General features: G+C 47.8%; 5 protein-coding genes. All 5 read right to left on the reverse strand.

The window, feature by feature from the left end; genetic code table 11:
* Positions 1 to 3: 3 nt before the first annotated feature.
* On the reverse strand, positions 4 to 9,996 hold the full coding sequence (locus HJG39_RS16520; RefSeq protein WP_268410864.1) for a beta-ketoacyl synthase N-terminal-like domain-containing protein: 9,993 nt from the start codon (positions 9,994 to 9,996) through the stop codon (positions 4 to 6).
* Between the two features lie 182 nt (positions 9,997 to 10,178).
* Positions 10,179 to 10,976: an enoyl-CoA hydratase/isomerase gene (locus HJG39_RS16525; RefSeq protein WP_268410867.1), complete on the reverse strand. Its 798-nt coding sequence runs from the start codon at positions 10,974 to 10,976 to the stop codon at positions 10,179 to 10,181.
* The gene (locus HJG39_RS16530) at positions 10,967 to 12,229 is read right to left on the reverse strand and encodes a hydroxymethylglutaryl-CoA synthase family protein (RefSeq protein ID WP_268410869.1); all 1,263 of its coding nucleotides are present in this window, start codon (positions 12,227 to 12,229) and stop codon (positions 10,967 to 10,969) included. The genes HJG39_RS16525 and HJG39_RS16530 overlap by 10 nt, the downstream gene beginning before the upstream one ends.
* A gap of 23 nt (positions 12,230 to 12,252) precedes the next feature.
* Complete coding sequence (locus HJG39_RS16535) at positions 12,253 to 12,492, reverse strand: acyl carrier protein (protein WP_268410870.1); 240 nt, start codon at positions 12,490 to 12,492, stop codon at positions 12,253 to 12,255.
* Between the two features lie 13 nt (positions 12,493 to 12,505).
* Positions 12,506 to 26,779 (reverse strand): SDR family NAD(P)-dependent oxidoreductase, encoded by a 14,274-nt coding sequence (locus HJG39_RS16540; RefSeq protein WP_268410873.1) that lies wholly within the window; start codon positions 26,777 to 26,779, stop codon positions 12,506 to 12,508.
* Positions 26,780 to 26,815: the final 36 nt, after the last annotated feature.

Genomic DNA, 26,815 nt, shown 5'->3' on the forward strand with positions numbered 1-26,815 from the left:
CATCTACTCTTCATTAACGAGTTTCTGGTACAAGGCAGCTAGTTCATCCGGCGACGCATTCAATAGCTGCGCTTCAAGTTGCGCCAATGCGTCTTTTGATGATGGTTCACTGATTAGCTGCAAGGCTTTTTCCAACGCAGAACATTGCTCATTGTCTTGAGTCGCGCTTGTGGCACTGCTCTTTTCAGCATTCCCTTCATCAGCCTCTCTTATCGCGCCGCGCGGCAGTGTGACAATCTTGGGCGACGTTGACTGGGGTGGAGCACTTTGTGAAACAGTATCTACACTGGCTTTCGCATTGATTTGCGGCGCATGATAAGGCGGCTCAGCAAGCTGATAAAAATCGCGTACTTTTGCTTTATCATTTACCGCTAACACGCCCAATACCGCGTAATCTTGTAAGCTGCTGCGAGCGTGATTCAGCAAGCGCTGGCTTAATGCTATGGCGTGTTCTGGAGAGATGAAATCGAACCCCATTTGCCAAAGCAATAAGTCGCGTTGTTCGTTGGAATAGTGATCGAGACTCCACTGTCCCCAGCAAATTGCACTGCTCACACCGTGTCGTTGCTGGCTGCTCACTAATTGATTGCGATAGCGTGCAAACTGGTTTTGGAACGCGGTGGAATAGCCGTAATCGCAGGAACCTTCAATGCCAAACGCTGCCATGGATGAAAACGCTAAGAAGAAGTCCAAGGGTTCATCTTTGGTGATGGCATCTAAATTCAGAGTGCCTTCGGTTTTTGCCGCAATGGTGTTAAAGAAACTCGCTGTGGATTTATGCTCCATGCGAGCATCGCTGACTTGCCTTGCTAAGTGCCAAACACCGTGAATGTCGCCAACGTCTTTTTTCATGCTGGCATACACTTGCGATAGCGCTTGGAAATCGTTGATATCAACGGCGTAATATTTCACCTTCGCACCCGCTTGTGTGAGCTTGTCGAGTTGCGCGTTAATGTTTTGATCTTGTTCGCGGCGAGACAACATCACCAACGTTGGTCGATATTTTTCGGCGAGTTTTAAACAAACTGCCAAGCCAACTTCGCCTAATGCGCCCGCCATTAAATAGGTTGCACCTTCGCGCAAAATGGGTTGATGCGATTGCGCCTGTTCGCTAACCAGCGCTTCTGATGGCAACTCACAAAGCGTTGCCACTTGGCGTCGACTAGAGGTGTTAGCATTCGTTTCATCCGCATAACGCACCATGGCAAGCTGTGCCGCAGCGCTGTAACCTTGTTTCTTGCTTGAACCTTTTTCGCCTAACCAATGGGTTAGCCATTCTTGGGCTATCTCATCGTAAGCCAGACCTTGCTGATAAGCAGACTGACTATGCGTTACTGTACAAAAGTGGTGAGTTTCCACTTCTGAGGCGACCGCTCTAAACAGGCCAGATAACCCTTGTTGGTATAACGCATATGGGCTGATCTCGGCTTGGGTATTTTCGCCTTCAACTTGGTTAATTACCGTATCGCTACAGCAATAATAGAGTTCGCACGCATGATGCGATTGATGCGCAACCAAGTGACGACTTAATTCGAAAATGGGTTTGAGCGCTTTCTCTGCGGTGGTATGCGTGCCGTTTAAACTCGGCTTTCCTGCACCTAAAAAGAACACTACATCTGCCGGCTGCGAGCGCAAACCTTGGTAGAACACTTCGTCCATTTCCGAAATTTGCTCACGCTTAATCACTACATAGTCACGCAGAGCCGGAGAAATTGCGTCAAGCTGAGCGTTTACGGTTTGAATGAATTTTTCGCCTTCACGCACTTGCTCGAACAACACTAATACGTGCACCGGACTCAATGCGTTCGCGTCTAAACTGGCGGTAACGCGCGTGACAATGTCGGGTTGATTGGCAATGCTATCGAGCGCTGCATCTTGCCAACATTCCTGTACGTACAAAAACTCAGGTTGCGTTTTTTCTGATTGGGTCTGGTGCGATTCGTTTGTGTGTAAAGGCTTGGTGGAATCGCACACGATAGACGCATCTAACTCGTCGCTTTGGCTTAAATCAACGTTATGCGGTGTTTGTTGCGCTACATTGCTCTTTTTCGAATCTGCACCAATCCAGTAGCTTTCTTGAGCGAAAGGATACAAAGGCAGGGCAACACGCTTTCTAAGCGCGCCTTGATATAAGTCTTGCCAGTTTACGTTAACGCCTTTCACCCAAATTTCGGCCAGCGGTGCAAAGTTGCCTTGTTGCAGCCATGTTTGCATCGACTGTTTTAGTTCACTGTTGTTGCCGAATAAATCCAGCATCGACTTGTCTTTTCCAGCTTCTCCTGCAAAGGCGTTTTTGCCCGTGGCTAAGGTTTTCTTCGCAGCCGCTTGGTCGAGGCATTTTGCCAATTGCGAGGTTAACGCTGTTAACGAATCCACGACTAACGCCAAGCGGAACTGCATGGCTTTGCGTCCCACTTGCAAGGTGTAAGCAATATCCGCTAAAGCAAGATCATCGCCTTTTGCATCAGATATTAAGAAGTCGTGCAGGTGTCGCACTTGCTCAACTAACTGAGGTTCGGTGCGCGCAGAAAGCACGATTAATTCATTAGCTCCCGGCTTAGCACCGGTTGGAGAAGGTGAGTCTTGTATTGCGTTTGTGTGTTCCGACAACACTAAATGCGCGTTACAACCACTAAAACCAAATGAGCTAACGCAACCATGACGTTTATGTCCCTGTGCCACATCCCACGCTTTGCGCTCGGTGTTGATATAAAACGGGGTATCATCCAACGAAATATGTTCGTTTAGCTGAGAAAAGTTTATGGTCGGCGGCAACGTTTTTTGCTGAATCGCCTTCGCTACTTTTATCACGCTAGCAATACCTGCCGCCGCTTGCGCGTGACCGATATTGGTTTTCACCGAGCCAATGGCCGTTACTTTTTGATTGCCCGAAGGCACTTTAGATGCAAAACCATTGAAGGTTTCGCTAAGCGCTTCTATCTCGATAGGGTCGCCAAGTTTTGTGCCTGTACCGTGGGTTTCCACCAACTGTATTTGCCTTGGGTCGATATTAAAGCGTTGATAAACGTGACGTTGTAGCCGTGTTTGCGACTCTGGATTTGGCGCGGTAATGCCATTAGTTTTACCGTCTTGATTAGTGCCCCAACCAACAATTGTCGCTTCAATGCGGTCGCCATCACGAAGTGCGTCATCTAGGCGTTTTAAGCACACTAAACCAACACCTTCGGAAGGCACAAAACCGTTTGCGCGCTGGTCGAAGGTAAAACAACGGCCATCGGACGATAACATACCGGCATTGCTAGTCATGATGTGAATAGAAGAGCCTCCCATCACACAAACGCCGCCAGCTAATGCCATGTCGCAGTTGTGCAATGTGAGCGCATCACACGCATACGCTAACGCCACCAAAGACGATGAACATGCGGTATCGACGGCAACGCAAGGGCCAAGTAAATTCAACTGATAGGAAATGCGCCCCGTTAAAATCGATGAGCTTGAGCCTGTTAAACCTTCGGCATTCATTTCGCCCGAATAGCTATGACCATAGTCGTTTGGTCCGCAGCCGACATAAACACCGGTTAAGCTGCCAGACAGGCTATCTGGGTCGTAACCTGCGTTTTCTAAACAATGCCAACTGGTTTGCAAAATAACGCGTTGTTGCGGGTCCATTGCCACCGCTTCTTGCGGTGAGATCGCGAAGAATAAGGGGTCGAAATGGTCCGCATTTTGTAAACTGCCCATCCATTTGCTGTAGGACTTATTTGCCTGCATCGGATTCGGGTCGTACAACTCGCCAATATCCCAGCGGGATAAAGGCACTTCTTCAATGCAGTCGCGTTGCTGACATATGTTGTCCCAGTAGGTGTCGATGTCTTTGGCTTTAGGGAATTGACCTGCCATACCGATAATGGCGATAACAGGCGCATTCTTTTCAACCGGAGCCTCAACCTGTGGCGCGCTTTCTTGTACGTTTTGCTTGCTGGTGACTGGCTTTTGTTCGGCAGACGCAACGATTTTCTGCTGAGCAGACGCTTGAGCAATCGGCGCGCTAGGCGCACTGTTTGACTCAGGCAAATTCAGCGTTAACTTTACGCTTTTTTCTGGTTGCACAGGTGTGGCAACGTCTGCAACAACACTTTCCGTTTCAATGTGTTTTTCAAGTGGCTGAGCAGGAATCGACGCAGGCGCATTGGTTGCAGGTAGCAAAGATAAAATGTACTTTGCCAATTTTTCAATTGTGGGATATTGATAAACCTTTGTAACCGCAACATCTAAATCATAAGTTTCGTTGATTTTTCGTATCCACGTTACGCCAACTACCGAATCCACGCCTAATTCCACAAACTCTTGTTCCGGTTCGATTTCGTCGTCATCCATACCAAGCTGTTCAGCAAGTGTGGAAATTAGCATCTCCAGCAAGCTGTTGGCGTCAACCGAGGGTGATGCAGAATGAGTCGCGATGTCGTTTACGTTTGTTGTCGTCATAGCTTCTGCTCCTGAATCACTGTTGTCTTGCGTTGTCAGGTTGTCGACAAAGCGACTTTCTATGCCATCGAGCACAGCTTGATTACCCACAAATGTTTTTTCATGCATGGCTTGCTCAAGCTGATAAACCTGCTGAATCACGCTGGAAAGCCCTTGATTAACCTGCGCTTTGAATGCGGTTAATGTTTGCAGTGGAATTTGCGCTAAATGGCTGGCTAAAGTGCGAGCGATAGCAAGGACTTTTTGCCTTGGTGCTACGTTGATTTGTTGGCTTCTTTGCGCTAATTCTCGACCTGCATACTCGCGAGCGGTAAATAGAATTTCACGGCCTAAGTCTTTGCCGTATTTGTGGGAAAATACCAGTGTTGCGCCCGCTCCCGGCGTGAATCCGTAACCCATGTACGGGCTAATGTAGATGCTCTCACTACCCAGAATCACAAAGTCGCTATACATACCAAGCGCCCAGCCAGCACCAATACCGTGTCCTTGAATAGCGGCAATAACCGGTAGCGCACATTGCATGGCGATGTTGTAAATACTGGAATCGGTGAATTTCACCTCTCCACGATGAATTGACTGCAAACCAGACTTGGTGCCACCTAACGAGAAATACTGATCGTATCCGGTTAACACCACCACTTTGGCGTCTGCCATCGTCGCGATGGTGTCGAATGCGTTGACTAATGCTTCAATCATTTGCAATGACAACATGTTGTGCTGTTGCTTATCTTCTAGCACGACTTCAACCACACCATTTTGGTACTGAGTGAGGCTGACTATCCCGGCAATATTTTGGCTATGCATCAACCCGCCAAGCGCTTGTTCTGCACCTTCTACGGATACAGACTCGGGTGATAGATTCACCGGTTGTCCTGTTTGCTGAACGGCAAAATCACACCATTGCTGCTGTGAGATGCTTTCTCCCGCACTTGCCAGTGGCGATTGTGCCGCGCCGTTTAAGGCAGCATCCAACGGCGCAAAGAAATGCTGTTTTAGCAAGGTCAGTGAGGCTTGCGGCGCTTCTGCCAAGCGGTAAGCAAGGGCTAAGCTGCTTTGTGCAACGTTTTCCTTGGCAACAAAGTGCATACCATTTTTGTCGGATTCACACAGTTTTAAGGCGTGTGCTTGATCAAATTGGGTAAAACGAGCGCCAAAACGCTCGGTCAGTAACGCTGTCAATGCCGTATCCGATTGGATCTGCAATTGCTGAGCGCGCCAATCGTATTCTTGTGACTGCCAAACGCTTAAATCCGCGACACCCGCTAAGAGCAAAGTGGCAAGGCTAGCCTGTTTCTCGTTGCTGCTAACTTCGAGCACAATTGGTAAAACGCAAGTTGTTACGGCACTCACCAACTGTCGCAGAGTGAGGTTATCGACACCACTTTGTGGAAGGTGATGCACGCCTTTAACAATAACGGCGCGGCTGGTTTCTGACGCTGAAACTTGTTGGAGTCCTGCTTGTAATTGCGTGGCTAAATCGGCAATGGCATCAATTGAAATAGGCTGATTGATGTCGATGCCGAACACACCGCGACCTAAGTCGGTTAAATCAATCAAGATACGCGGTCGCTCTTGGCTAAGTGCTTGCTCGGTTTGCATCGGGGGTTCGGTTTTGATTGCAGCGTTAGGTGTGGCTAAAGCCGGGATCTCGGGTTGCTCAACGTTTGTCGATTCAGACAACGACAGGGTTTGTTTTTTCAAACTCTGCATTTGCGGCGTTGAAATCCGTTCTGGCGACACCAGTTGTATCGCTTTGGGCTTATGAATTTGCGCTGGCTGCATTTGAGCCTTTTCGACAACTGGCGCTTGCGCTGGCTGCGCGTTTTGTATCGATTTTGGCGTTGGATTTTGTTCTAACCAATAACGTTGTTTAGCAAAGGGATACGTTGGCAAGGTGACTTTAGTAAAGCGACGTAACCCTAACATCGCTCGGTAATCTACTGCGTAACCGGCAACTAATAACGCCGCCACACCCGCAAGTTCCGCTTCAAATTCAGCCACATCCAGAATGGGCCCACAGCCTTGCGATAGCTTGGCAATAAGCTGATCGCCACGCTGTTGTTGTGCTTTTTTCTCTTGCTCACTCACGCTTAAGCGACCTTTAACTGCGCCGTAAAACACGCCAGAGGCCAATTGAACTTGTGGGTTATTTTTGGGTTTTGCCTCTTTTGAGGTGAATGGCGCTAGTGCTGAAACCGCCGTTTTAAGTTTTTCCTGCAAGTGGGAAATGCTAGATGCCAACACCACTAAGCGCTGTTTGAAAAGCTTGCGGCCTATTAGCAAGGTGTAAGCAACGCTGCCTGCATCTAATGCGGGTTGTTGCTGCACATAATCGGAAAGCTGGTTTGCCTGTGCTTGAAGCTGCTCCACCGTGCGAGCGCTCAATACAAACGGGTACACGGGTAACACATCATTAACCATGTGCTGTTGAGGTGCTTCCTCAAACACAATGTGGGCATTCGTGCCACTAAAACCAAAGGAGCTTACTGCCGCGCGACGTGGTTGCCCCGCTATCGCTGGTTGCCACTTTTGCGCTTGTTGTGGAATGTAAAATGGGCTGTTATCTAGTTCAATATGCTCGTTAAGCTGAGAAAAGTTAGCCAACGGAGGAATGGTTTGATGCTGTAGCGCCATCAATACTTTAATAGAACCGGCAATACCTGCGCTCGCCAAACCATGCCCAATGCTACTTTTCACTGAGCCTAATGCACAAAATGCGCTATCTTGCGTGTACTTCGCAAAGGCTTGTTTTAACGCACGAATTTCGATGGGATCACCTAATTTGGTTCCCGTACCGTGCGTTTCAATTAAACCGATAGAGCGCGGGTCGATGTCGAAACGGTCATAAACGCGCTGTTCCAATTCGGTTTGGGAAACCGTGCTGGGTGCCGTAATACCGTTGGTTTTACCATCTTGATTAATCCCCCAACCGCGAATAACGCCTTTTATTAAGTCGCCGTCACGTTGCGCCGCAGACAAGGTTTTTAATAGCAACATGCCCACACCTTCGCAGGGCACAAAACCATTGGCGCGGTTGTCGAAAGTGAAACAACGCCCATCCGCAGATAACATTTCCGCTTTGCTGGTCATAATATGCAAGTTCGGTGTTGCCATCACATTAACACCACCAGCAAGGGCGACATCACACGTACCTAACTGCAAGTTATTACACGCTTCTGCGATAGCAACTAGGGAAGAAGAGCAGGCAGTATCCAAGGTGATACACGGACCTTTAAGATTGAGGAAAAAGGCGGTACGTGCGGACAGTATCGATAACGAACGCCCCATTAACCCTTGAGAACTTAATTCTTCATCTTGAATGTTTGTGCCGTAATCACCCGGTGCCACGCCGATATAAATGCCACATAACGAGCCAGATAATTCATCTGGGTTGATACCAGCATCTTCTATACAGCTCCAACTGGCTTGCATAACCATGCGCTGTTGCGGATCCATTGCCACGGCTTCATTTGGGGAAATGGCAAAAAAGGCAGCATCGAACTTATCGGCATCAGGCAGCATGCCCATCCATTTGCAATTGGTTTTGCCAACCGCTTGAGGATCGGGATGGTAATATTGGTTGTTGTCCCATCTATCCGTGGTCACTTCGGAAACGCAATCAATGCCTTGCTCAAGGTTGTGCCAAAACGCGCGAATATCGCTCGATTTCGGGAAGCTTCCTGCCATACCTAATACAGCAATAGAGGCTTTTTGGGATACATCACTTGCAAAATGTGGAACAGCTTCCACTTGTGCAGGCGAACTCAAGACGGATTTATCCTGTAAGGTCGCCTCCGTGGGTTTTACCGAGGTCGCCACTAGGCTAGAAAACCCTTGAGGATAAAGGCTTGGTGTGCGCTTTGCCGCGACATGTTGTTGTTCGAGCATACGCCCGATACACATATCGGTGTAATCAATCATTTGATCACAGGTGTGACTCACAACAACCTTACCGATATGCTGCGCTTGGCCAACATATTGAATGGCTTCGCCAATGCGTTGGAATGGGTACACACGCGATAAAATCGGCACAATCAATTCGTCTTTTAGCAAAGCAACCATGGCTTCCAGATGCGGTTTCGCGCCTTCGCCTGTATCCATACTTAAACGACGTAAATCGATACTGTGAATTGATTGATTACTAACCAAGCGCGACAAATCCAGCTTGGGGCTGGTTTTTAGTGCGTGAACGGCAATTTCTAAGTAACGCCCCTGAGGCGCTAAGCAGTTGAGACCGGCTTGAATATGCTCACCAGACAACATATTCAAAACAACATCAACGCCGTGATTTTGGGTGAGTTGTGCTATGCGCTTATCAAAAGCTTCGTTTTGGTAATTGATTCTATGCTCAACATTTAATCTGCGTAGCACATCGAGCTTGGCTGCTCTTGATGAAGTTCCCAATACCTCACAACCCGCTAACCGAGCTAACTGGATTGCAAGTAGGCCACAACCACCGGTGGCAGTTTGTACTAAGACTTTTTCGTGTGGTGACAGTTGAGCGATGTCGAAAGCGTGATACACAATACCAAAGGCAACTGGCAGGCTACAGGCTTCTTCAAAAGTGATGTTACTTGGCTTTAATACGGTGTTGTCGGCAGGCACATTGACATGGCTGGCATGCCCGCCCATTTGTTCGCCTGTAATGGCAATAACCGCATCACCTACGCTAAATTCAGTCACGTCGCCACCAACCGCAGTCACCACACCTGCCACTTCAAATCCCGGAACAAATGGGTATTGAGGCATAGTGGGATATAAACCATTCACGCACATGGCATCAGGGAAGTTAATAGCAGAGGCTTTCACTTCTACGGTAACTTCGTTGGCTTTGGGTATTGGGTTTTGCCACGCCGATAAAGTGATTTCTTCAAGCGTGTGGACCGTGCTAATCACTAATGCATTGGCATTTTCTGCCACAACCGGAGTGACTTGGGTTGTTTCTGCCGATGCGACTGAGGAAGGCGCCTCGCGACTAGCTGATACTGGAGTCGAGGTGTTTTCTTGCGGTGTAGCATTAACAAGAGCGCTTGTGTCTGTGCGCTCATCTGCGACAACGTTGGAAGCAATATGGCTAGCAAGTTGCTTTAAGGTAGGATGGTCGTACAACTCCGTCACTGGCATGTCTAAGTTGAAAATGCGATTTAATTCGCGCATCCATTCAACGCCAACAATGGAGTCTAATCCCATATCGGTAAAGCCGGTGTCATCGCTAACTTCTGACTCTTCCATAAACAAGGTAACGGCAAGGGTTTTGCGTAGTGTTTCTTCCACTTCGCTCAAATTAACACTTTTCAGTCCTTCATTGGATAAACCCGTGTTGATTGACGCGGTATTCTCTGCCAACTTTTGCGCTTCTGGTTGCTGGTTTTCAGCATGATTAATATTTGCAGATAGCGGTGCATTTTTCGCATGACCACGGTCATTCTCAATTTGTGAATCTGTTGACTGATTCGGTTGCGTTTTCTTTAAAGAAGCAATTAACTTTTCAGCTTCAGCCAAATCAATTGTTTTCGCTTTAACAGCGTTTAAAATTTGATCCAAGGTCACAGAAATTTACCACTTTTTATCGTATTAATTATTCTTTTGCCTTAACCCATTAACGAAAGAAGTTAATGCAAGCGTTACTTTTAATGTCGTCATTCATTTAAATACAATGAGTCACTAAAATGCACCAATAGAGGCTTTTTTTACACGATTTGAGATTATACTAACGCATTTAGAGTCATTTGTTAGCACTTTTTTTCCCACGGAAATATTCCTTCTTCCACATATCGACGTATTGCGTTCAAATTATCCTGATCGGAAAACACCTCTGCATTCATCGAAAGTGAGGTATTTTTAGCCGTCGTTAAAATAGGATTAATTTCACTTATAAATCGTTTATATCGTGTAATTGTCTTTTTTGACATTCGCCTTAACCGCATTAAATGCTTACGTAATAACGGTTTACTTTTCTCACCTAAATCATCTACCAATCCCCACTCCGTTGCTTTTTCAGCAGAAATAGTTTGAGTCGTTACGGTCAAATAATGTGCTTTTTGTGTGCCCACCTTTCTAACCAAAAAGGGCATAACACAAGCCGGAATTAAACCGAATAAAAGTTCAGATAATGAAAAGGTCACAGTTGTGTCCGCAATGACTAAGTCGCAGGCAGAAACAAAACCCACTCCACCCGCATTCACTTTTCCACGAACATGGGCAATGGTCATGAAAGGCCCGGTCGCTAACAAAAGCCACAGGTTGTAAAGAAACTCAGGATCGTTTTCTACTTCACCGTGACTTTGATGCGATTCAGCCATTGCGCCAAAGTCAGCGCCAAAACAAAACACTTCGGGCAACCCCTCAAGCACAACCACGGTGCATTCCGTTGCTTGTAACGCGGTCAATAGCTGGGTTAGCTCCTGCAACATGGTGCCGTTAATGGTGTTGTTAGCTTCAGGCCGATAGAGCTGAATGGTGCAGATCGGGTTGTCGATCTGCACGCGAATGGTCTGAAATGCCAACTGAGAAAGCTGGTTTAAGTCCATATGTATTCCCGATGAAATTCTTTAATTTCACTCAATACCAAACGGTTTTTGCCCTGCAAATACTGCGCGGCACCCGGTATCATGTTGGCGTCATAACTGGCATTGCGTGTACCAAATGAAATACAAGAGTTGTTGTAAAGCATCTGATCGTACTCTTCCATTGACAGTTCGTAGCGGTTGTCGAGATGCGCTTCAATGTTCATGCTTTTGAGCACACCCGCAGCATCACGCGTGACAACGCCACTGTAGAATTCAGAACAGCATCCTGAGCCGTAAGAGAATAAGCCCACTCGTTTTGGTACATCAAAATCACCATTACAAATGGTGCTGGCAAGCGATAGCAATACGGTGCCACCCATGATGTTGCCAACTCGCGCACAGTAGTTAAGCCCGGGCGTAACACGTGCTTGGAAATCGGCTTCAATTTCTTTGGGTTTGGCTTTGGCGAGCTTGCGCATCACGGTACGATGTGCGCCTTTTACCATGCCACCAAACGGTGTGTGGAAAGCGAGATACTGGAAAGAGGTACGATAATCGGCGTTTTCAACGCGCTTTTCATATTCACGATAAGCGTTTTCGCAGCAGTCTAAATACGACAGCAGCGACAAGTCGGAGTCACCCGCTTCGCTATCGGGAATCGGACGACAGGTGTCCATTACTTCGTAGCCATAGTAGCCATTTGCCCCAACATCAATTTGGAACACGTAAGGGGTTTCGCTAACGAGCATTGCTACCGCTCCTGCACCGCCGCTGGGCTCTGCGTAGGACCAGTCTTCAGATAACATATCACCGCCTTCTGCCACCATGAAACGCGAAATATCAGTGGCAACCACCAAAGCCTTCGCGCCCGGAGAAGCTTGCGACAAAATAAAATTCACCGCCATTTGCAAGCCCGCTGTACCTGAATAGCATGCTTGTTTTAATTCAAATAAACGGCAATTGCGGCTCAAACCAAGGTAGTGATGCACATAGGTACTCATGGACTTACCAAAGTCAATGCCTGACTCACTACAGGTAATCACCATTTCAATGCGGTCTTTTTCTTCATCGCTGAGTTTGTCGATAATAGGTTTAGCCGCATTTACAGCAAACGAAACTGGATCTTCAAACGGCAATGCCACCGCTTTTTCTTTCATCAGCAGGTTTTCAAAACGTGCGGTATCTAACTTTCGATGCTCAGCCAGAGTGCGTACATCCAACTTCGCACTACCGCCGTATATGTTCATGGCTTCGATGCCAGCTACGATAGTCATAGATTTTCCTCTTTTGCGGATCATTACAATTTGCTGGCTAATAGCTCAGAAAGTTCACCGATATTCTTCGGGCCAAAGGTATCAACAAGCGGGATTTCTAAGTCCAAGCTTTCTAGTGTCATCATGATGATTTCGGAACGGTCAATAGAGTTCGCTCCCAGCCCAACCATGCTGTCGGCTGGCGTGATCACTTGATCGTCTTCTAGAACTAAAACATCGTTGATGTGTTCGCAGATAATGTTGAAAACTTGATTGGCATCCATAATGCGTTCCTCGTTATAAATCAGATTCTGATAGTTGTTTTTTGGCAGCTTCGGGATCAATCGTTCCCGCTTGTAGCTGCTGCAATATTTGTAGCGTGATGTTCTGAGCCGCTTCTTCTGCGGATACCTCAGCATTTGACGTTGCCGGTTGTGGCTGCATTTGTGTTATCAAATGCGCGGCCATTTGCTCCGGCGAGGGGTAGTCGTACAACGCGGTTACCGGAATATTGGTGCCGAACTGACGATTAATTTGTTGTATCCACTCCACACCCAACACGGAATCGAGGCCGAGTGACGTGAAGTCTTTACCGGTTTCAAGTTCGCCTTCGTCCAACATTAAATGCGCTTCTAAAGACTGCTCCAGTTGTTGCGTAATCGCCTCCACTGAAACCGATGTCTCCGATTCTGTGGTTTCTGCTGCGGCGCTGTCAGGGCTTGCTTGTACGGGCGTTGTTGATGCTTGAATTGGCTCTATTTGAGCGGGTTTTGTTTGTTCCTTCGAAACGGGCTTAGCAGCAGGGAGATGAGTTACCGACGTAAGCTCAACCGTGTTGGGCTTTGCGGATACCGAGGGTGTTGCTGTTGGTATCGGCTGAGGTGCATTCGCTGCTGGATAGTCGGCCACGTTATCTAACACTAAACGACGCGGGCTAACCCATTGGGTGTTAGCACTAAAGCCATGTGAATTCACGTTAGCAAGGTTTTGCGCTTGCAGCGGTGACGATACTGGTGCGTTTGCTTGTTGAGCGTTGTCTTTTCGGGATAGTCCCGCAGGCCCTGCGTTTTCAATGCCCACTCGTTCTGGAATGTCATCTAATTGACCAAAGCTTATGGCAAATTTGCGTGCGTCAAATGGGTAACTCGGCAATCGGACACGTTTTGGCAGATTTTGCTCTGTGTACAGGCTTTGCCAATCAACATCATTGCCTGTTATCCAATCATTTAATAAGGCTTGCAGATTGTCCTGAATTTGAGCTTGTTCGTCTGCGGGCGTTTTCTCAGCAGTGGCGATCACGCCAGTTTCACCGCCTGTCGATAACCAAATATCAAGTTGTGTCTGCAAATCAGCTAAGCTAGTCACAACAAACGCCACTCGCGTTGCCATGCTAACGCGCCCTGTTTGCAAAGTGTAAGCAATGCTCAGCAGTTCGTTATCGGTGTAGTTTTCCGCTTTAAGCATGTGTTGTAAGCGTTTACCCAAGGTGTGAGCTTGCTCAGCCGTTTTTGCCGATAACACGATAGCAACTGGCAAATTTGGCTCATGCTGAACAGGCGCGTGCGCCGCTTGTGAAGGCGCATATTCAGCCAATAAAACATGGGCATTAGCGCTGCCCGCACCAAAGGAAGAGACACCCGCTATGCGTGTTGTTTGCTGCGCATTTTTGTTCAACTGCCAAGCGCCTAAACGTTTTTGCAAGGTGAACGGCGTTGCCTTGAAGTCAATGTTGGGATTTTCCCGCTCGGCGTGCAATGTTGGCGCAAGCATTTGGTGCTTAAGCTGTAAAATGACTTTGGTAACGCTGGCAATGCCAGCCGCAGCTTCTAAATGACCAATATTGGATTTTACCGATCCTAACGCGCAGGTTTTTGCCACTTCGCTGGCGTATTCATCCACGCCAAACGCCTGCTTTAAACCTGTCATTTCAATGGGATCGCCAAGCTTAGTGCCTGTGCCATGTGCTTCGATGCAGCTCACTTGATTACCACTAATACCCGCTTTGGCTAAGGTATTGGCAATTAAATCACCTTGAGCGTTGGGGTTAGGCACTGTGTAACCGTGGGTTCTGCCTCCGTGATTCACCGCAGAAGCCGTAATTAAGGCATAAATGTGATCGCCATCTTGTTCGGCTTGCGGCAAAGGTTTTAACAACAATGCACCCACGCCTTCGCCGGGCACAAACCCGTTGCCGTTTTCACCAAAGCTTTTACATTTGCCATCCTCCGACAACATTCGCATAAAACACATGTCGGCATAGTTGCGAGGATGCAAATACACGTTCACGCCACCAGCAATCGCCACGTTACATTCACCAGCACGCAAATGCAGACAGGCTTCGTGAATCGCGGTAAGTGAGGCCGAACACATGGTGTCGAATGGCATGCTTGGGCCGTGGAAATCGAACACAAACGACACTCGATTCGCTAACGAACTAAACGAAGTGCGCCCATGCACCGATCGGCCATGTTGCCACTGTGCATAGTTGTTCAACTCAAATCCGGTTTTGGTAATGCCTGCAAACACGCCAACATTACCGGCGTTTTGCTTGGCTAAGCCTTCAGGTGTATAGCCTGCGTCTTCCATCACTTCCCAGCAAATTTCCATGAACAAACGCTCTTGCGGATCCATGTTTTGTGCTTCTCGTGGGCTGATACCAAATAGTTCGGAATCGAAGGTATCGATACCTTCTATAAATCCTCCCCATTTGCTGTAGCTACGACCAGCGGAAACGGCTTCATCCACGTCAGCTACGTAGAAGTTATCGAGCGACCAACGGTCCGATGGCACTTCGGTTACGGCGTTAACTCCGGCTTTGAGGTTGTCCCAGAATTGGTCGATGTTTTCAGCCTGCGGATAACGCCCAGCAACCCCAATAATGGCGATGTCTTTGGCATTCATTGCCGTGCGAGCTGGCGCGTGCTGTTCTGGTTCACTCTTCTCTGATTCGCTAAACAGCGCTGCAATATTTAGCGCGGTATTTTCCAAAGCAGCATTCGCGTCAACATTAGGCGCTGCTTGAGGTTCAGTTTGAGGCGCGGTTTGCGTCTCTTCTGGCTTTGTTTGCGCTGTTTGTGATTGTCCTACCCACTTCTGACATTGCGCTGGGAAGCCTTTTACCAAATACTCACTAACAGCTTGTAAATTGTCGCGCTCGTAGAAAAGTGTTTTCGACAAGCTACCAAACTGTTGCCCAAGTAGGTGGTTTAGTTCCGTCACAATGAGCGAGTCCATGCCGTAATCGGTAAAGGATTGCGTGGGTTTGAGCCTGTTCGCAGGCAACTTGGCGACTTGTGAAAACACCTGTGTGAGGTGTGATAAGGTGGCCGCCAGTAAGTCTTCTGTACCGGATTGCGAAAACGCGGGAGTTTCTGGCGAGACAGCTTCCACTGCGTCCACATTCTGCGCTTGCTCACTTGGTATAGTAGACGTTTCGAGTACCGCCGCTGGCTCCGGTTTGGCTTGTGTTAGCATGGTCAAAGACTGCTTAATTTTCGCCTTATCGCCGCAATACACGGCGTACTGCCCTGCACCGCTTGCAATGATGTTTTGCAATGTTTCAAAGCCTTGAGCGTCGCTCATGGGATACATACCCCATTCGTTCAAAATCGCCGTTGTGGCGGCGTCAATATGCATACCACCGCTTTGCCACTGCGACCAATTCACCGAAATACTTGCGCCTGAACGAATGCCTTTTTCCACAAGGTCATTGCGATAGCGCATGTAATGGTCCATAAAGGCATTGGCAAACGCGTAATCACCTTGCCCCACATTGCCTTCAATGGCAGCAACCGAGGAAAATGCCACAAAGAATTTAAGCGGCTCTTTCGCACTGGCATGATCTAACTGAATTAATCCGCTTACTTTGGGGCGCAAGACCGCGTTAATGTCATCAAGAGATTTACGCACGATAAAGTCGTCTTTATTTACGCCAGCACTGTGCAAAATCCCATGCAGCGCGCCAAACTCAGCTTGAATATCTGCGATCAATTGCTGCACACGTTGTTTATCCCCTAAATCTACCGAGCGATAACGGACGGTTGCAGCTTGCTTGTTAAGCTCAACGAGAGTGTTTTGTTGTTGTTCGCTCAATGACTCAGCAGAGGTGCGACCGCATAACACAACCGTGACGGCATGACCTGCTGCCACTAGCGCTTGGGTAAGCGCAAGTCCCGCTCCTCCTAAGCCTCCGGTGATTAAATAAACGTCGCCATCTTGCCAAATGGGCGCCGCATGACGGTTGTTCAATTCGGTTTCGTCCCACCTCCACTGTTGACGGATGAGGGACGTAGCCGGCACCACTCTGACATGGTTGTTGTTATGATGTTGCGCATGCTGAATTTGCCCCATCACCGACGCCACCAATGTTTGCTCAGAGGCATTAGCTGGTAGTGTTAATACACTGCATTTCAAATCACCTGCTTCTGCCATCGCTGTGCCAAATAAACCATAACTGGCTCGTAATAGTTGACTTTGTGGGTCATCCGGCAACAACAAAATGAGTTGTTCTGGCGCGGCTTGTGCGCTATCCAAACACGCTTGTAACAGCCGCGTAAGCTTCACTGCAAAGGCATTTATCGCCTCTGATAAGTGCGCTTGAGGTAATTCAAGCGCATGACATTGCACAGCGTCTTGATTGACAGGATAAGTGGCCTTGGCTAACTCAGAGCGTATGCCACTTTGCAAAGCTTCAGCACTGACTTGCCAACCATCACCAAGCTGCGACAAACAGGCGCTAACAATCAATACACTGCCTTGAATTGCAGAAAAGCCTGTATGCTTTGTGTCTTCTGGCAAATCCTGCCAGTGAGGCTGCATCATTAGGATCTCGCTCGGCTGAGCAGATGCATTAACTGACCCTTCAGTTTGAGTAGAAGGATTTACAGCTTCCGCACAGTGATTTGAATCCGCCTTAACGCTCTCATTTGGGTTATCAATAAATGAAAAACCTGAATCTAAATCCTGCAAATTCTCATCCATTGCCCAAAAACGTGCTTTCTCAAACGGATAAGTTGGCAACGACAAACGCAAATAACGGCCTTGTGCGAATAAGTTGGTGTAGTCCAAGGCATAGCCCTGCGAGAATAGATGCCCAATGGTGGATAAGTTTTCGAGATATTCGGCACCACTTTGTAATGCACTACTTTCGATTAAACACTGATTACCAAAACGCAATAGACTTTGTTGAACAACAAGGTTGCTATCACCGGTAAAGCCAGCTTCAATGCGCCCAAAAGAGCCGGAAGCAAAGCCTTTGGCGCTAACCTGTTGCAACCATTTCGCTAGCGCGCTTCGCAATTCATCTAGACTTCTAGCAACAGTTGCAATGCGGTATTCGAAGTGTTTACGCGCAACGAGCAAGGTAAAGCTCAAGTGACCGAGGTCGGTTTCCGGGTTAGCTTGTAAAAAGTCTTGTAGGTTTTCAACTTGCTGTTGTAACTGTGCTTCCGAGCGAGCCGATAACACCACTAAGTGCGCCGCTTTTATTGGCGCGGGTTGATAGATGTCTGGCGCTTCCTCAAACACCATGTGCGCGTTTGTACCACCAAACCCAAACGAGCTGATAGCAGCTAAGCGTTTTTCACCCTGTGCAGTTTGCCAGTCACGTTTTTCCGTGTTCACATAAAACGCGCTGTTTTCAAAATCAATAGCGGGGTTGCCTTGCTCAAAATGCAACGATGGAACGAGCTGTTTGTGATGTAAGCATAAAATGGTTTTAATTGCCCCAGCCACGCCTGCTGCGGTAGCAAGGTGCCCCATATTGCTTTTGATGGAACCCAGCGCGCAATATTGGCGCTTATCTGTATAGCGCTTAAAGGCTTTCGTTAACGCTTGGTATTCGATGGGGTCGCCTAAAATTGTGCCAGTTCCATGGGCTTCAACGTATTGAATGTGCTCAGGATTAATACCAAAACGATCGTAAACTTCGCACTCTAACCGCTCTTGAGAATTAGCACTGGGAGCGGTAATACCATTGGTTGCGCCATCCTGATTCATGCCTGAGCCAACAATAGTGGCGTAGATATGATCACCATCGGCAATAGCGGCGTCTAATGGTTTTAAGACAAGCGCCCCCACGCCTTCTCCCGGAGCAAAACCATCGGCACGAGAATCAAAGGTATGACAGTGCCCTTTGGGCGACAACATATCGGCGTTATTACACAAGTAGAAGAAATCATTGGTTGATTGCAGGAAGACTCCCCCCGCGATGGCCATGTTTGCGTCACCACAACGTATGGCTTGGCAGGCAATATGAATCGACGATAACGAGCTGGAACAAGCGGTGTCCAAGGTCATCGCCGGACCTTGTAAATCAAGGAAGTAGGCAATTCGAGCGGCAACTAACGATGATGAATTCCCCCAAAAACCCTGAGGCGGTACTTTTTTACCAACAAATAAATTATGGTAATCGCTGGTTTCGCAGCCAACATAAACACCTGTGCGTTGACGGTAAGGTGAATCGCATGCGTACCCTGCATCTTCGAGCGCGTTCCAGCTTTCTTGCAAGAACAAGCGTTGTTGCGGCTCCATGAAAATGGCTTCCGTACCGGAAATATTGAAGAACCAAGGATCGAATTTGTCGATGTCATCAATAAACGCGCCCTGTTGACACACTGGCTCACCTCTGTCGTTGAACTCTGGCAACGTCCAGCGAGAGGATGGCGTAACTAAATCATCACCATTGATAAGGTGCTGCCATAACGCCTGTATATTTTGAGATTGTGCAAAACGCCCGCTCATACCGATAACCGCGATTTTCATTAGTAACGACGAGGGTTGTGCTTGTTCGTTGGTTGCGGTGTGCGTATCTGCCGCGTGCGAGGAAACATCAGAAACGGGTTGTGATTGCGCTTGCTGCAAGGATTGTGTTTGTGCTGGCGCAGTGCCGCTTAAGGTGGCGCTGACCGCTTCACCATGAGATTTCAGAATATACGCTAATAAGCGATCAACGCTGGCGTAATCAAACAGCACTGCGGTAGGTAAAGACAATCCGCAACGTGTATTAATGGTGTTGACCAAATTCACAGCCAAGATGGAATCCACGCCATAATCGGAGAATGGAATATCATCTTCGATGATGTGTTCTTCTACATTTAACACGCTAGCGATCACATCCCTGAGTAAGTCGCGAACGTCCTGTGCCAACATTTGTGTTGATACACTTTGGCTTGAAGTATTCTCAACCAAGGTGGCGTTTGGCTTTTCGTAGGCTGCGGTTTTCACAGGCGAGCCGACACTGGGAGACCGTTTTTGGCTCTCTTGGCGGTGCTCAACGTTATTTTCGTTATTCGCTTCAGGCATGACTTTGTTGTGAGCAATAAACACTTGCTGCCCAAGCGCTTCATCATCTTTAAGCGGATGCTGCACCGGCGAGAAGCCGAGTTTTGTTAGGATGTTGTGCCAATTTTCGGGTGAAAGTAACGGACTGCCCGCAATACGATTTTGTGGATCGTTGGCTAGCCACCACCCTTCGGTCAACCCGAATGTCAGGTGGCTGAAAATGCTAAATTGCGTTAATTCATTAAGCAGCAATACACCGTTATATTTCATTAACTGCTGTAAATGCGTCAGCGTCACATCAATGTCTTTTGTCGCATGTAACACATTGCTAGCAATAACGATATCGTAACTGCCACGTTTAACAGGCTGATCATCAAGCGGCTTTTCCACGTTTAATAATTGGCAATTAATAAACGGATTGGCCGATAAATAGTGCTTCTCGGCATGAATTAAAAAAGCGCGTGAAATATCGGTGTAGCAATATTCGTCAATGCGATCATGCATCCCGGCTAGGTGCGACAACACGGATTCGGTTGTTCCCCCGGTTCCAGCTCCAATTTCCACAATACGCAGCGGTGCGCCAGTATGGTTTTCAGCAATTGTTTGAACCGCTTTGGCAACGGTAAAGTTGAAGTAGTCAGATTGTGCATTCCGTTTGTAAATGCCTTCTACTTTATGCATGGATGAATTCGGGAACATAATGTCGGTAATGGGAGTTTGCCCGGTCACAATGGCAGGCAGTGCCGACAAGGTATCCCACACTAAACTCACATGGTTTTCTAGGTTGGCAGCAACCATGTCTTGCGCTTTAAAGGCTTGCCATTTGGCATCTAAAACGGCTTTTTCTGGTGAGGTATAAAGCCCAGTGACAAACCCATTGCTGCGGAAAATACGCGCACATTGATGCATCCATTTTTGATACATAGGTGAAATGGCGGTTTTGGTATCCCAAGACTCTGCGGTTACGGTTAACCCTAAAGGCTCAAGTTGTAACCACATCCATTGCAACAAGAGTTGATCAAAGGCTTGATAGCGTTGTTGCTTCGCTGCGTCTGGTGTTGGTTTTTCCAACCCCTGTAATTTTTGCTGCAATGGCCCTGATGCCGCGTCCAATAGCGCGACTTTTACTTCTGTAACCGTGGGCGAAGTTGACGGAGAAGCTTGACTCGTCATGGAATGTTGAACCTCATTGTTGAGCGCTGTTTCGCTAACACCTAAAGAGTGCGATGCCGAAGCGTTATGTTTGTTGGAGGTGGTAATCCAATAAACCTCTTTAGCAAATGGATACGTTGGTAAATGCAACATTGGCAGTGCCATATTGGGCTGAGGATATTGACTACGCCAATCTTTGAATGTCCCCGCGAGCCACGCATTTACTAACGTTTGTGCGTTTGTGCCTGTCTCGAAATGTTGCATCTGGCTTGTTTTAATATCGCCTCGTTTCACCCGTGCGTATTCAGGTACGTTGCTAAGCGTTTGTTGCGAATAAACGCTTAATGCAGATTTGATGTCTTCAAGATTGCTTGCAACAAAGGCGAGGCGATGTGTGTAGGCTTCTCTGCCAACTTGTAAGGTATAAGTGAGCCGAGTAAACAACGCCGCATGATGGTCATCTTGATGATCAATGGCCGCACCTAACTGTTGGTTAAGCCAAAACAATAACTGTTCTACTCGTGATTTAAGTTGCTGTTCTGTTTTCGCAGATAGGACAACCACCCGAGAAGCCGGTGCGTGAGAAACGGAAATACACATATCGAATTCACGTTGCGACAATGGCAGGCTGTATTCTTCTAAAACAACATGTGCATTCACCCCACCATAGCCGAAAGAGCTGACGCCCGCTCGACGAGGCAGCTCTTGTCCTTGGGCATTGCTAAGTGCAGGCCACGCCTGCCCTTGCTGTACGATGCTAAATGCAGCGTTCTCCAATTCAATGTAAGGATTGATTTGCTGGCAATGTAGGCTTTTCGCCAAATACTGATGTTTTAATTGAAGTAGCACTTTGATGACCCCAGCAATACCTGCTGCCAGTTCAAGGTGCCCTATATTGGTTTTAACAGAACCTAGAGCGCACTGGTTTTGCGCCTGCTGAAAGTCTAGTCCAGACGCGGCATAGAGCTGGGAAAACGCATTTTTCAAACTGTTAATTTCAACCGGGTCGCCTAATGGCGTTCCGGTTCCATGAGCTTCTATGTAACCAATGCTATCAGGCGACACGTTGGCATCACGATAAGCGGCAACCAGTAATGCCGTCTGAGCTTTAACATTAGGCGCGGTTAGGGAAGTCGCTCGACCACCGTGATTTTCAGCACTGCCTAAAACACAGGCATAAATGGGGTTTCCATCGCGTTGAGCATCCTCTAGACGCTTAAGAATAACAATGCCAACACCTTCGCCTCGCACATACCCATTGGCGTCTTTCGCAAAGGTTTTACAACGGCCATCTTCACTGAGCATCCCCGCTTTGCTAAAACTGATATGTTCCGTGGGAGAAACCAGTGTATTCACACCACCGGTAATGGCTAAATCGCATTCTTTGTGGCGTAGATGTCGGATAGCTCGATGCATTGCCACTAATGCACTAGAACAAGCAGTTTCGATAGGTTCACTGGGTCCATGAATATCAAGCAAATAGCTAATACGATTGGGTCCAAGACTAGGCGAAACACCAGTAGCGGTATAACCTTCTACCACCATATCCGCTTCAACGGCGCGTTGATCATAACCGCTAATAGCCGTACCAATAAGCACCGCAGTATTGCTACCTGCAAGACTAGATGGCGTAATCGCCGCATCTTCCAAGGCTTTCCAAACATGCGTAAGCAGTAAACGCTGGTTCGGATCCATAACTAAAGCCTCACGCGGTGAGACACCGAAGAAGAGTGGGTCGAATTTGTCTATATCAGCAATAAAACCGCCCCACTTGGCATTGGTTTTATTGGCTTCTGTTTGAGGGTTCCCATAAAGGGATTGCCAATCCCAACGAGACTCAGGTATTTCAGTAATGCAATCCTTACCTTGCGCCAGCACATCCCAATAGGCGTTAACATCACTGGCCTGCGGAAACTCGCAGCTTATGCCAACAACTGCAATTTTAGGTGACGAAGGCGCATCGTTATGCAACGCGGCAACACCGGGTTCGGCCGATTCTGGAGCCGCAGTCGCTAACGTTGTTGGCATTGGCTGAGCGTGTGCCGTTGGCAGTGCATTTTGAGGCGTTGTCTGGGACACGCTCGGCTTAGTCATTACCGAAGCACGTATGCCTCGACGCAAACCACCACTGCGCTCGCGCGTTAATGCTACATGTTGATTGTGGTTTGGATGGGCAGTTGTCATCGGCGTTGAGGCAGCAGACTCTAAACCGGTTGGTTCAGGTTTAGGTTTAGGCGCGACGTCTTCTGTAACAGCAAATCGTTTAGCCATAACGCTTGGATGTTCAGATAGCAAAAACTCGGTAATATCACCCAATGTTGGATATTCAAAAAACAGCGTTGGCGGCATATTGATTTCTAAAACATCACCTACCTGATGCCCAAACGTGGTTAGCGTCACCGAGTCAAAACCATAGTCACTTAACTCTGTTTCCAAGTCCACATCGCTCGCTTGTAACTTCAAGAGTTGACAAACTTGCTGCACAAGAAAATCTGACACCACATCAAATAACGATTCTGTTGATGATGCATCACTGTGATGCTCAGTGCTCATAGAAACCTCCGAATAATGATATTCGACAACTGTTGGGGCGTCGGTAATTAATGTCTCAGGCGCAGATACACCAGATAAATTCAGCACTCCGCTGAATTCAATAAAATCAGTAATGGCCTTGGTTTGACCGGCAAAAATGTACACCTGAGAAAGTGACTGAGTATCGGCAAACACCAAGCTTTGGCTGTAAGCTTCTAAACCGGTTTCGGCCAATAACACATCCCAGCCACCTTTACGCATAAACGCTAACACTGCTGGGTCAACACTCATGGCGTTTGCAGCGACAGATTGGGATGATGAAGCACCTTGGCTGATGTCCCATAAAGGCCAGTTCAACGACAAACTCAAGCCGTGGCGTTTGCCTTGTAACACTTGCTCACGACGCCATGCTAAATAGGCATCCATAAAGCTGTTCGCGGCGGCATAATCGACTTGTCCGGGGTTGCCTAACGCGCTGTTTGAAGAGAAAACCACCAGTCCACGCAAGGCAATATGTTGTGTCGCATTGTCTAGATTCGCGAGGCCAGACACTTTGGGTTTCAGCACCTTTTCGGCGTCTAGGAGGTTCTTTTTAAGTAAGTAGCTGTCTGCCAATACGCCCGCGCTATGCAGAACAAAGTCTAAGCGACCAAAACGCGACATGATGTCAGCGACAATGTGCTCTACCGCTTCGGCATTAACCACATCGAGCGCGTGATATTCCGCGGTTGCGCCCAATTCACGTAAAACGCTTAATTTGGTTTCACCCTCAGTATTGAGTACTGAACGCCCCGTTAGCACCAAGGTTACGCCGTTATTCGGATGTTGGGATTGCGCAATGTGCTGTGCGAATAAGTAACCAAGCCCGCCTAAACCACCGGTAATCAAATACACTGCGTTTTCAACAAGTAACGGATTCAGATGATTATCATTTTGTCCTGCTAATGCCGACTCGGCCTTTTGTTCCAACACGTTTAACAGCGCGAAACGGCGCACGAAGAATGGCGACTCTAAGGTGTCACCTAAACGAATTTCACGGTATCCCGCCGCTAACGCAAATTGCAGTTGTGCCATCAATCGTTGTGAAGGCGATTGTGCTGTGTGATGTTCACTGCCAAGGCTGAGCAATTGTATTTGTAGGCGTGAGTTTTCTTCTGTAACGGTTCGACATAGCCCCGAGAGCCCCCACAATGTCTCTTGCAACAGGGCATCGGAAACAGGCGGAATGACCACTTGAATCAATTGCTTATCTTTGCCTTTAGGCAGGGATTTAAGCGTTGCCTGCAAATTCGCCATTAGCGCTTGACTCACGCGCTCAAAAACCTGCCACGCTGAATTCGAATCCGGCTCGGTTAACGGTAAGAGGTGAACTTCGATTCCTTCTTTGATACAGGCCGATTCATACGCTGGTGTGTTGTCCGATGCGTCATCCAGTAAAATGACCTGCCGTTGCAAGCCCGCGAAGGTTTCAGGCTCCACCGTCACTTGTGCAGCATCGACTGCTTGCCACTGAGTGCGGTACAAAGCGGCAGGAGCATACTGGTGTGAAGCTTCATTTTTCGGAGTATGTTTTGTGGCTGAGGTTTTTATGGGAGGCGTCTCAACCAAACGCGCACTAAAACCTCGGATTTGGACTAATGGGGTCCCCCGGTTGTTAGCAACTTCTTGTGCATCGAAAATATCAATATGTAACTTTTCTAAGGCGTCTTTTGAAGCATTCCCTTCTGCATAACGCACCCATACAAATACATCAGACGGCAAGGTCGCCAACACGCGGACTTCTTCAATCGCAAACGGCAAACTTAAGCGTTGATTTTGGTTTTCATTACCTTGGGCATCAAACCATGACAAAGCTAAGCTAACTTGTAACGCGCAATCCATTAAACTTGGTGAAAGCAAATAATCTTGCTGCTGTGCACTAAGCGCTGACGATAAGGAAACGTTAGCCCAAACCTGAGGCGTATCGGTGTGATAATTAAGCACCTCAATGGACTTCACACAACGGTGGCTAACGCCATAATCAAGACCTTGCTCTGCAAAACGCTGATAGAAAGACTCAATATCAAGTGACTTTCTGTGCGCCGCGTGTTGCTCTACATTCTCCAGTAAGGCAAAAATATCCTCACCAGACTCGCTCAACGACGCCACCTGCAACTCCGGTTCAATCACAACCTGACACTGGCTAAATACAGTTTCGTTATGAAATTGCAACGCGGCGGATTGTTCACTCAACACATCAACTTGTGTGAACACATTGCTTGGCGCTTGCACCTGACACGGCTTAAGCCATGTTAAATCGCGAACCAGCATCGTGTCGGTTGTATCAAACGCCTCTTGCATCACTATCAGCGCCATTTCCAAGTAAGCGACACCCGGTAATACCGGCACATCATTAATTTGATGGTCGCGAAGGAAAGGCTCTGCCCCAGTAAAAGTAGAACTGAACTGAATATCGAATACATTCGAGCGATTAGCATGAACCAATGGATGTAAGTACCCACTCGCATGTTGATTTTTCGAATGTAGATTTTCCGAATGCAGAGTAACTTCGGATGCTTGGAACCAGTAACGTCCTTGCTCAAACGGGTACGTTGGCAAGCTAATGCGCTGAATAGGTGTTTGCGTTTCAGCCAACGCCCAGTTCACCTCTAAACCATTTACCCATAAATTCAGCACTTGAGCATAATCACGATGCTTCAACCATTGCTGTATAGCGTGTTGAAAGTGTTTATCGAAAGGCATTTCAGACAACAATGCCTTACCTTTGCTCACTTCCCCCGTTTGCCAATTCATGGCTTTCTCAGCGTTTTGAGAATAATCCTGCAATGCCGTTTTTAAGGTGTCGAGATTAGTTACCACCGTGGCAATACGATGTTCAAAGGCTTCACGCCCAACTTGCAATGTGTAAGCAATGCGCTCGATGTCTTCTGGCTGATAATGCTTGGTTTCTAACGCATGAAGCAGTTTTTTAACTTGCTGCATTAATTGTGCAGGTTTGCGCGCCGACAACACAATCGCATACGGGCCACTGTGTTGAACACTAATAGGCGCAGGCTCATATTCCTGCACAATCACATGAGCATTACTGCCGCCAGCACCAAAAGAGCTTAAGCCCGCTATACGTGGTTTATCTTGCTTCCAGTCGCTTAATTCGCGGTTGACGACAAACGGCGATGCGTCAAAGTCGATATTAGGATTAAGCATGTCCGAGTGAATGCTTGGCGCAAGCTGCTGATGTTTAAATTGCAATAAGATTTTGGTTAAACCCGCAATACCTGCGGCACTTTCACAGTGTCCAATATTGGATTTTGCTGATCCAATTTTGCAGAACCCTGTTGCTTGGGTACTTCGACGATACGCGCGGGTTAGCCCCGCAATTTCAATGGGATCGCCTAGCGATGTGCCTGTGCCGTGGGCTTCTAAGTAGCTGATGTCCTCGGGCTTAACACCTGCTTCTGCCAGCGCTTTAACGATCACATCTTCTTGAGCAACCGGATTTGGCACAGTGAAACCGTTGGTTTTACCGCCATGATTTACCGATGCCCCGCGCACTATGCCGTAAATATGGTCGCCTTCTTGCTCCGCTTCTTCTAAGCGTTTAAGCAAAACCGCGCCAACGCCTTCACCCGGCACGTAACCATC

It is taken from the genome of Alteromonas sp. a30 (assembly GCF_026788005.1).
Classification (GTDB): Bacteria; Pseudomonadota; Gammaproteobacteria; order Enterobacterales; family Alteromonadaceae; genus Paraneptunicella.